7 protein-coding genes and 3 pseudogenes are annotated in these 10,248 nt (G+C 66.4%); 7 read left to right on the forward strand and 3 right to left on the reverse strand.

Annotation, left to right across the window (positions count from 1 at the left end; all coding sequences use genetic code 11):
- Positions 1-89 precede the first annotated feature (89 nt).
- Positions 90-1,517, forward strand: a complete 1,428-nt coding sequence (locus tag OO62_RS06425; protein WP_051732800.1) for a replication initiator — start codon at positions 90-92, stop codon at positions 1,515-1,517.
- 207 nt (positions 1,518-1,724) lie between these two features.
- On the opposite strand, the gene OO62_RS06430 is transcribed toward OO62_RS06425, so the two are convergent.
- Positions 1,725-3,212, reverse strand: a complete 1,488-nt coding sequence (locus tag OO62_RS06430) for a recombinase family protein (RefSeq protein ID WP_051732802.1) — start codon at positions 3,210-3,212, stop codon at positions 1,725-1,727.
- A gap of 44 nt (positions 3,213-3,256) precedes the next feature.
- On the opposite strand from OO62_RS06430, the pseudogene OO62_RS37680 reads away from it, so the two are divergent.
- From OO62_RS37680 to OO62_RS36345, 4 genes and pseudogenes are all read left to right on the forward strand, one after another.
- Positions 3,257-3,355 (forward strand): annotated as a pseudogene (locus OO62_RS37680) (peptide-methionine (S)-S-oxide reductase MsrA); the annotation flags it as partial.
- Positions 3,355-3,867: a hypothetical protein gene (locus tag OO62_RS06435; RefSeq protein ID WP_033266236.1), complete on the forward strand. Its 513-nt coding sequence runs from the start codon at positions 3,355-3,357 to the stop codon at positions 3,865-3,867. The pseudogene OO62_RS37680 and the gene OO62_RS06435, both read left to right, overlap by 1 nt.
- A gap of 345 nt (positions 3,868-4,212) precedes the next feature.
- Positions 4,213-4,551, forward strand: a complete 339-nt coding sequence (locus OO62_RS06440; protein ID WP_033266237.1) for a CU044_2847 family protein — start codon at positions 4,213-4,215, stop codon at positions 4,549-4,551.
- A gap of 4 nt (positions 4,552-4,555) precedes the next feature.
- Complete coding sequence (locus OO62_RS36345) at positions 4,556-8,377, forward strand: nSTAND1 domain-containing NTPase (protein WP_248782273.1); 3,822 nt, start codon at positions 4,556-4,558, stop codon at positions 8,375-8,377.
- A gap of 320 nt (positions 8,378-8,697) precedes the next feature.
- On the opposite strand, the pseudogene OO62_RS40480 reads toward OO62_RS36345, so the two are convergent.
- A pseudogene (locus OO62_RS40480) lies at positions 8,698-8,850 on the reverse strand (flavoprotein); the annotation flags it as partial.
- Positions 8,837-9,291: pseudogene (locus OO62_RS36350) on the reverse strand (NUDIX domain-containing protein); the annotation flags it as partial. The pseudogenes OO62_RS36350 and OO62_RS40480, both read right to left, overlap by 14 nt.
- Positions 9,292-9,369: 78 nt before the next feature.
- Here OO62_RS36350 and OO62_RS06455 point away from each other — a divergent pair.
- Together OO62_RS06455 and OO62_RS06460 are read left to right on the forward strand one after the other, a co-directional pair.
- A complete protein-coding gene (locus tag OO62_RS06455; RefSeq protein ID WP_051732804.1) occupies positions 9,370-9,789 on the forward strand; it encodes a DUF6247 family protein in 420 nt (139 codons plus the stop codon).
- Between the two features lie 88 nt (positions 9,790-9,877).
- Positions 9,878-10,174 carry a GYD domain-containing protein gene (locus OO62_RS06460; protein ID WP_033266271.1) on the forward strand — a complete coding sequence of 99 codons (297 nt, stop codon included), beginning with the start codon at positions 9,878-9,880 and terminating at the stop codon, positions 10,172-10,174.
- Positions 10,175-10,248 lie beyond the last annotated feature (74 nt).

The raw sequence follows: 10,248 nt of genomic DNA on the forward strand, positions 1-10,248 counted from the left end.
CCAACCCCATCCATCCGTGCCGCCACGGCGGCCCACCCCGGGAGGTCCCCACCATCCCCGCCCAGAACCCCTCGGCTGACAGGCGCGCCGTGCTCGACCGCTCGGCGCGCCTGCGTCAGCTCTCCGAAGTCGACCAGGACCTGATCCGCCTCGTTCAAGAGCCCCAATTCGGGCGCTGGCTGGAGCAACTAACAGCTACCGGTGGCTGCGCCCACCCGATTCACCTCACTGGCTCCACCACCACCCGCGATGCCGCAACCGGCGAGGTCCTGGACCACTACGACACCCGCGACGAACCTGGCGAACGGCTCTTGATCCGCTGCCGCAACCGCCGCCAAACCATCTGCGCTCCCTGCTCCCGCCTCTATGCCGGCGACACCTTCCACCTCGTGCGAGCCGGACTCGTCGGCGGCAAGGCCGTCCCCACTGATGTACGCGCCCGGCCCCGACTGTTCATCACGCTCACGGCGCCCGGCTTCGGCCCCGTCCATCACGCCACCTCAGACCGTCGACGATGCCGACCGCGCCGGGACGCAGGCCAGTGTGAGCACGGCCGGTCTCTCGGCTGCCCTGCCGTCCACGACACGGCTGACCCGCTCAACGGGCAACCGCTGTGCCCCGACTGCTACGACTACCCGGGACACATCCTGTGGCACGCGAACGCCGGACGACTGTGGAAGGCCTTCACCGACAACCTCTACAACCACCTTGCTGCCCGCACCGGCCGCACCCGTGCCGGCCTTCGTCGCAGCCTTCGCATCTCCTACGCCAAAGTCGCCGAGTACCAGAAGCGTGCAGCCGTCCACGTCCACGCGGTGGTGCGCCTCGACGGCGCACACGGAACAGACGATCCTCCCCCGGCCTGGGCGACGGCGGACGTGCTCTCGTCCGTGGTCCGCACCGCTGCGGCGGCCGTACACCTGCGCACCCCCTACAGCCCAGCTGTGGGGGAACACGAGCTGCGCTGGGGCACCCAACTCGACGCCCGGCCGCTCCGCGCCTTCGGCGACCGCGAGGGCCTGGCCGACGACGCAGTTGCTGCCTACGTCGCCAAGTACCTCACCAAAGGAGCTACGGACACAGCCGCCGGCCTCGATTACCGGATCGCTAGCCCAGACGACATCGCAGCAGCCCCCGTGTCGGCACACGTACGCACCCTCATACGGGCCTGCTGGCACCTGGGCGGCCTGCCCGAACTCGAACCACTGCGGCTGCGCGCTTGGGCTCACACGCTCGGCTACCGAGGCCACATCCTCACCAAGTCCCGCGCGTACTCCACCACGTACACCGCTCTGCGGGCGGAGAGAGCCGACCACGAACGTGGCGGAACTCCACTCGACGACACCGACGCGATCACGGAAGCCCACTGGCGATACGTCGGCTCCGGTCACACACCCGGCGCCGCGCTACTCGCCGCAGGAGTCGCCGAAGACCTCTCCCGAAACCGAGAACTAGCAAGGGAAGAAGCAGAACATGAATTGCAGGAGCGACGGGGAAGACTGGCTTGTCCTGCCTAAGCGCTCGCGAGTGGGGAAGAAGGCAAGCAGCCAATGCTCCCGCCTGGAGTGAGGAACGATGGCGGCGCATCTCCAGAATCCTCAGAGTCGATCTCTTGCAGGAAGAACGAAGAGACCATCGGTCGAGAGGTAATCACGCCCCGGGAAAAGCACCGTGAACACACAAAGAGGGGCGCAACTATCGCGCCCCTCTTCGCCGTATCGACCCTAGCCTTCAGTCCACTTGGGGACGAGAAGGTCAGGGTTGAAGGGGCGCCTGCCTCCTCCGCCGACCGGGAGAACGATCACCGCATGCAGGGCTTCTCGGACGAGAGCACGCTTCTGGGCCATGTCCAGCTTTCCCGAGTACCACTGCTCCCGGATGTTCTCCGTGACCACTGAAGCGCGCTGAACCTGCAAGGCATGCTGAGTGCGCTCCTTGCGGAGTTCCTTGATACGAGACTCCATCTTGTGGTTCTCAGGGAAGAAGAGCTCGTCCGAGACCTGGTCCTCCTGCCACGCCTGCAACATCTTCCGCTGCTTGACCATCAGGCGATCGAGTTCTTCCTGTCCGGTCCACTCAGAGCTCACTTGGCTCTTGGCTGCAGTGCGTTCCTCCAGCTTCGCGAGGACCGCTTCCGTGACGTACTCGTCGACCTTGGCGCCGTTCCGTGCGCTGCCACCACAGCCCCCCATGGACCTGCTCTGGCACTGGTAGACATATCCGCCTGACAGGTCCGGCCTGGTGCTCACTCGCAAAGGAGCGTTACAGATCTGCCCGTCGTCCTTGGGCTTCCCACAGCGAAGAATTCCGGTCAAGAGGTGCGAAGGAGTGCGGTAGTCCGTGACCGTACCGTCCGCCTTGATGTTGGGGCCGATCCGCGCGGAAAAGAGAGCGTCGATAGCCATCCATTCCTTCGGCGTGATGATTGCTTCCCATTTTCCTACGACGGGGACACCGCTAGCGTCTCGCACCAACTCCCCGTTGTGCTTGCGCCAGCCACACAGACGAGGGTTCCACAGTGCGAGCTTGAGCGACCGGCTCTGCCATTCGTTGCCGTGGACAGTCCGTACCCCTTGCTCTCGCCACGCGGCAAGAATGGAGTGGAGGGACTTTCGGGCGATCACATCTCGTGCGGCCTGTGCGAGGTGCTGAGCCTCTTCGGGCTCAAGCGTCAGCTTGTCGTCCTGCCATCCGAATGGCCGTTTCCCGCCAACAGGGATTCCCTCCTCCGCACGCCGCCGGTGCGAGCGGCGCGTACGCCGCTTGATCTTGCGGACCTCTGCCTTCGCGATGACCACGCCGAAGAGCCCCATGGACTCGACGTCTTCGTTGTAGAGGTCCTTGAGCCCCTTGGCGTCCGCATACACCCGCCCGTCCTCGTAGGTCAGGGCGTCCACGAAGCGCTCATAGTCACCGACACGCCGCACCAGCCGATCGTCCGCCACGACGAGCGCGCCGCGTACCGGCTGTCCGTCCGGGAGGTGCCCGACCTTGAGTGTCCTCAGCATGGCCTCGAAGTCGGGCCGCACAAGGCCGGCCTTGGCTGCGGAGAGGTCGTTGTCCGTGTAGTAGTGGACGATCTTCAGTCCCAGCGCCGACGCTGTCTCGTCGTTCACCTTGTGCTGGTCGTCGACCCCATGGCCGTCCTTGGCCAGGTCTGCGGAGATCCGCGCGTAGGCCACTACCGGCACTAACTGAGAGTCGTTGGTCATGCAGCCCCCTGTCATCACGTGAAATACTGCATGAAGAGAGTACGTACCACCAGCAGTACCTCGACAAAAACCCGGGCGGCTACTGCGGAATCGGCGGGACCGGCGTGAGCTGCCCGGTGGGCGTGGCTCCCACCGACGGCTGATGCGGACGGCCGCCTACCGAGTGCTCGGCCCCACCTGGGGCATTGCCGTCGACCTCACGGCAGGGTCGGCCTCGGTGGCAGCTCCTCCAAATAGCGCCCAGCGGATCAGCGACCGGCTCTGGCTGGACGCCACTCCTGTCCTCGGCCATCCCCCCGCCGACCACTCTGGGTTGCGCCTCACCCCGGACGAAGTGGGCTGGCTGCGGCACGGATTGGGCCTGGCAGCAGAGGCAATCGAAGCGGCCCGGCCTCCAGATCTGCACACCCTGGTCACGGTGCACCGCGTGTTGTTCCCCAAAGTCGACTTCCAGCCGGAGGGACTGGCCACAGCAATCATCGAGTGGTCTCAGAAAGAGTTCAGCGTCCCCCCAGTTGCCTTCGGCACCTCGTTCGATCCTGCCGCCAACCGCTTCGTCTTCGCCTGGCAGTCGCACCAACGCCCCCCAGGAGCAGAGGTGCACAGGATGCGCCCGGCCCGGGATCTACGCGGCCACCCCCTGCCAGACGAATGAGGCATGGCGTGGCCGGGCTGCCCGCCACTGGAGCGAACCGCATGGCATCAGGCCTGCGCCCACGGGGTGTATTCGGGGTCATGAACAGCCTGACGCGAAGGAGCAACGCTCCCGGGCAACAGTCCAAGACCCTGAACCTCGTTGGTGTCCATACCACCATGTGCTCGCGAGGACGAGGGTGTTCTGCCGTCGGCGTTGGGCCGGCAGGAGGCTGATCAGGAGAGGCCCTTGTAGGTACCCGCCGTCCGGGGAGCAGCCTCATCCGCACGGACGACTTCGGATGCGGCATGCACGGAATGCGATGACGATCAAGATTGTGACGACACGATCGGTGAAGGAGCAGCTTTGACGAGTCTGGCCAGGATCCCTCTGGAAGGTGGGGGCTGCATCCTGGTCGAGGCTCCGGGCACGGCGCAGGGACCACTGAAGGCAGGTCGTGTCAGTGATGCCATTCACGACCTGCCGGACAGTCTGCAGGGTGCTTTGGGTTCGGTCACCAAGGCGGCACGGGCGACGCTCGATCAGCTGCGCAGGGTCGGCCCCGACGGGATCACGGTTGAGTTCGGTGTCGACCTTGCGGTGGAGGCAGGGGCCGTGATTACCAAGAGCAGCGCTACGGGTCACTTGAAGGTGACCATGATGTGGAAGAGAGACGGTGCCAGCGCAAACGAAGGCTCGGGGTGATCCAGTGGTCGCTGACGAGTTGGATGATGGCGCTGCGCCGGGCCTGCCCGCTGCTGTGGCGCAAGTTCTTGGCCTGGATGGTCGGGTGGCCGGGGCTGGCTTCCTGGCGGCTGAAGACATCGTGCTCACCTGCGCACACGTCGTGTCCGCTGCCGGAGCCGGGCCCGGTGAGAGGCTACAGCTGGTCTTCCCTCATGCGCCCGGCGCGCCGCAGGTCGGGGGGCTTGTCCTGGAGGAGGCGTGGCGTGCCCCGGAGGACGAAGATGTAGCCGTGGTGCGCCTGAGTGGGCTACCTGCAGGTATCGAGCCGTTGTCGTTGGGCTCCGCGGCGGCATGTCGGGGCCGTCAGGTGCGCTCGTTCGGGTTTCCCGCTCAGGCTCCGACGGGCGGGCATTTTGGTTTTGGCAGGGTTGGTGATCTGTTGCCGACCTTCGAGGGCAGCGGCGCCCATCTGCAGTTGACTGGTGCTAATGACCTGACGACGGGGTTCAGTGGCGGCCCTATCGCAGATGAGGTGACGGGCCTGGTCATTGGCATGCTCACCGAGATCACCGCCCCCGACGAGCACCATCGGGGGCAGGACATCGCTTATGCCACACCGACGCGGGTCCTGCGGGAGATCTGGCCCGAGCTGGCCGAGCAGGATGTGTGCCCTTACCGGGGACTGGAGCCGTTCACCGCAGAACACGCCCAGTGGTTTCAAGGCCGGAAGGATGCAGTGCGCCAGGTGCTGGCGAACCTGGCGCAGCAGCAGCGGATGACGTTGCTGCTCGGGCCTTCCGGCTCAGGCAAGTCGTCCTTGGTCCAGGCTGGGGTTCTGCCTGCCTTGGCTGCGGGCGAGTTGCCGGGCAGTGACAGGTGGCTGCCGGTGCTCGCCCGGCCGGGGCAGGATTTGCTGGTTGAACTCGAGCGTGCGGGGCTGCCCGGGGCCAGCAGCGACGGGATCGCCGCGGCCGTCACCCGCAAACTCGCTGCCGATCCCACTCGTCAGCGTGTCGTACTGATCATTGACCAGTTCGAGGAACTCCTCACCTCGTCTTTGACCGGCCGGCAGCAGGAGCGCCGTCTGGCCGCCACGGACCAGATCACCGCCGCGGTCAAATCACACGTCGCGCTCAGCGTGATCATGATCATGCGTGACGACTTCTACCCCCAGCAGGCCGCTCTGGCCCCCAAGTTGCTGAAAGCGGCAATGCCGGGACTCCTCAATGTGCCGGGCACCTTGAGTCAAGAAGACCTGCACGACATCATCACCCTGCCCGCCCACGACGTAGGTGCCCGTTTCGAGCACGGGCTACCCGAACAGATGATCACTGACATCCTGGCCACCACCCCCGAAGGAACCACCACCCGCCAGGCACCCGTCACCGTACTACCTCTGCTGGAACTGACCCTCAGCCAACTGTGGAAACGACGCCACGACGGATACCTCACCCACAACGCCTACCGGCGCATCGGTGGAGTCACCGGCAGCCTCACCACCTGGTGCGACACCGCCCTCAACCAGCTACCCCCCAACCGCCGGCCCACCGCCCACCGCATTCTCACCTCCCTGGTACGCCCCGCTGATCCCGACCACCACGTTCCCGCCACCCGTAAGCAAGTCTCTCTGCAAGAACTGCGCGACCTGGCAGCCGACCCCCACGCCGGACCTGATAGCGACAACGCCTTCGATGACGTCATAGCCGTCCTTACTCGTCATCGCATCATCACCACCCGCACACCCCTCACCTCCGGACCCCACAACGCCACTACCGGGCAGCCAGTAGCCGAACTGATCCACGACGCACTCATCCGAGAGTGGGGCACTTTGCGGGAGTGGGTCAGGCAAGATCACCGCTTTAACGAATGGCTCGAGCACACCCGCGAACAGCGCAACCGTTGGGCTGAAGGCACCGACCCCGGAGACCTCCTCGGAGGAACCACACTCGCCGAAGGCCTCGAATGGTCAGAACAGCGCCGTTTGCCAGGCGACATCGCCGACTTCCTCACCGCCAGCAAGCAACGCCAGCAGGCCGTCATCCGGCGCAGCAGACGCCTCAACACGGTCCTCGCCGCCCTGCTCGTTCTCGCCCTCACCGCTGCGGGAGGAGCCATCTGGCAATGGCGGACGGTCACTGCAGAACGGCAGGCAGCCCTGTCCCGGCAGTTGGCCGCCCAGTCAGGAACGCTCATCAACCACGACTCCGACCTGGCCGCACTGCTGGCCATCCATGCCTACCACAACAGCCCCACCCCTGAAGCCGTTGAGAGCCTGGAAAATGCCGCGGCTCTCCCGCTGCAGCGCAGACTGGCCGGTCACACCGAAGCGGTACTTTCGGTGGCGTTCAGCCCCGATGGGAAGACGCTCGCCACCGGCAGTGACGACAAGACCGCGCGGCTGTGGGACACGGCCACGGGCAAGCAGATCCGCGCCCCCCTGACCGCTCACACCGGCCCGGTACTTGAGGTGGCGTTCAGCCCCGATGGCAAGACGCTCGCCACCAGCAGTGACGACAAGACCGCGCGGCTGTGGGACACGGCCACCGGCAAGCAGATCCACGCCCCCCTGACCGCTCACACCGGATCGGTGTGGTCAGTGGCGTTCAGCCCCGATGGCAAGACGCTCGCCACCAGCAGTGACGACAAGACCGCGCGGCTGTGGGACACGGCCACCGGCATGCGGCTGTGGGACACGGCCACGGGCAAGCAGGTCCGCGCTCCCCTGACCGGCCACACCGGACCGGTGGAATCGGTGGCGTTCAGCCCCGATGGGAAAATGCTCGCCACCGGCAGTGTCGACAGATCCGTGCGGCTGTGGGACGCGGCCACGGGCAAGCAGGTCCGCGCCCCCCTGACCGCTCACACCGGACCGGTACTTACGGTGGCGTTCAGCCCCGATGGGAAGATCCTCGCCACCGGCAATGACGACAACACCGTGCGGCTGTGGGACACGGCCACGGGCAAGGAGGTCCGTGCTCCCCTGACCGGCCACGCAGAAACGATCCTTTCGGTGGCGTTCAGCCCTGATGGCAAAACTCTCGCCTCGGGCAGCCACGACAAATCCGTGCGGCTGTGGGATACGGCTGCGGGCAGGGAGGTCCGTGCTCCCCTGACCGGCCACACCGGACCGGTGGAATCGGTGGCGTTCAGCCCCGATGGGAAGACGCTCGCCACCAGCAGCCGCGACAAGACCGTGCGGCTGTGGGATACGGCCACGGGCAAGCAGGTCCGTCCTCCCCTGACCGGCCACACCGAACCTGTACTTTCGGTGGCGTTCAGCCCCGATGGCAAGACGCGCACGGCTGTGGGATACGGCCACGGGCAAGCAGGTCCGTCCTCCCCTGACCGGCCACACCGAACCTGTACTTTCGGTGGCGTTCAGCCCCGATGGCAAGACGGCCCCGATGGGAAGACGCTCGCCACCGGCGGTGACGACAACACTGCGCGGCTGTGGGATACGGCGACGGGCAAGGAGGTCCGTGCTCCCCTGACCGGTCACACAGAAACGGTGTGGTCGGTGGCGTTCAGCCCCGATGGGAAGACGCTCGCCACCGGCAGTGACGACAAGACCGCGCGGCTGTGGGATACGGCGACGGGCAAGGAGGTCCGTGCTCCCCTGACCGGTCACACAGAAACGGTGTGGTCAGTGGCGTTCAGCCCCGATGGGAAGACGCTCGCCACCGGCAGTGACGACAAGACCGCGCGGCTGTCGAGTGTCGCCCTCCTCCAGCCTGCCGCAGCAATCCAGAAAATCTGTCGAGCCGTCAACCGCGATCTCACCGCGCGGGAACGGGCGGCGTACCTGCCAGACCACTCAGCCGACCCCGTGTGCCACACCAGCTGAATGCAGCAAGGTTTCGCGCCACAGTGGCTGTGTGACACCGATCCTGACACGGTGAGATACAGGGAGTGGCGGCCAAACCACCCGTCCTTCAGAGCCGCTGCCGCTGATGGATCACCCGCCGCGGCCTCCCTTCCGAGGGAGGTGAGACGACCTTCAGAAGGGCGCAACTGGACCCACGAGGGTGCAGCCTCGATCCAGCACACATTGCACCAGGTGCGGTGTCCGGGACGTGGGTGACAGGCGTCATGCTTTTCAGAGCGGCGGGCCGTCCGACCTTGACCCGTCGGACACGCCTGGGTAGCCCTAGGGTTCCTGGACCGTCAGGACCGACCCTCCGCTGCCCGCTCGGCGGCCTCCAAGGCAAGGTGCCATGGATAGGCATGCGGGCGGCCCTTGCCCGGCGCGTTGGGTACGAACCCGCCTTCGCCGTACAGGACGTGCACTCCCATGGCGCGCAGGGTCTCGATGCTCCTGGAAGTGCCGGATACGGAGCTGCTGCGTGTGGCGCATCGGGAGATCGCCGATCTCATCAGGGTGGACGAACTGCAGCTCCGTCGGCTCATCCGAGAGGGCAAGCCGCCCCCCTACGATCCGCGCGGTGAAACACACATTGAACTGCCGGCGCACCTCCCCGTCCGTATAGGCGATCACGTGACGGGGATCGGTGTACGTCCCCACCAGCCCCGTGATCTCCACCTCCAGCCCGGTCTCCTCCTTGACCTCCCGGACCGCGGCCCCGGGAAGCGAGTCGGTCATTTCCATGCCACCCCCCCCGGCAGAGCCCAGAGGCCGTTGTCCCGGCGTCGCTGGAGCAGGATGCGGCCCTCGTTGTCGGTCACCACAGCTGAAGCGGCAACGACGAGACTGTTGGGCTCGGGGGCGTCGGGATCGTCGTAATACGTGGGGAGCTGCACCTGCCTCTCCCTCACTCGTTCCAGCGGAGGAAGGGCACTCGTGACCAATACGCTGACGCATGGGATCAGATCACGCCCATGGGAGTAGCCACGACCACCTCCGCCGCTGGGCAGCCCCTCATTCCCCAGCCTCCTGCCACGGTTGCCGCGCTGCGACAGGCGATCAGTCAGATCGCGCCCGCAGCCCTGCCGGCCTTCACGCGGGAGCTGGACCAGGCGGCCGACCAGTCACGGCAGGGCGCCGATCTGTCGCCGCTCCAGCGGTTCATCGCCCAGTGGGCCGTCTACGTCCACATCCAGCGGCGCCCCGAGGCGGCTGCGGACCTCCGCCGGTGGGAGGACATCGCCGAAGCGGGCGAGGTGGCGAAGGCGCGGCAGGCTGCCTCCGAGATCGGCCGGATCCTGGACGAAGCCCACGCCGCCGTCGATCTTGCCGCCGCACCTTCCCGTCCGATCGTTACTGCGAGTGTTCCAGCGCCGGGGTCAGGCGCCCTTTAGTGCTCGTTCGGGTGTGTACCTCGTGCGGGGTTCGGGCGTGGGGGCCAGGGTTGAGGCTGCGATGCGTTTTCTCGTGGAGGTGAAGACCATGCCGGCGTATGTGGCGTTGCTGAACTGGACCGACCAAGGGGTCCGAAACTACAAGGACACGACGAAGCGTGCGGAGGCATTCGCCTCGGCGGCACAGAAGCTCGGGGCGAAGGTCCTGAATCTCTACTGGACCGTCGGTCCCTATGACTTGGTGGCCGTTGTCGAGGCGCCCGACGACGAAACCGCGACGGCGACGCTCCTCCAGCTCGGTGGGGTGGGCAACGTTCGCACCACGACGCTGCGGGCCTTCGGTCAAGCGGAGATGGGGCACATCATCGCCAAGGCCGCCGGCTGACGCGACCTGACCTCCACGTAGCGGCGAGGTTCGTCGGAGGGTGGCGGGGGGGGCGGTCGGTGTACGAGCGGGGG

The sequence above is a fragment of the Streptomyces lydicus genome, from assembly GCF_000717345.1.
Lineage (GTDB): Bacteria > Actinomycetota > Actinomycetes > Streptomycetales > Streptomycetaceae > Streptomyces > Streptomyces lydicus.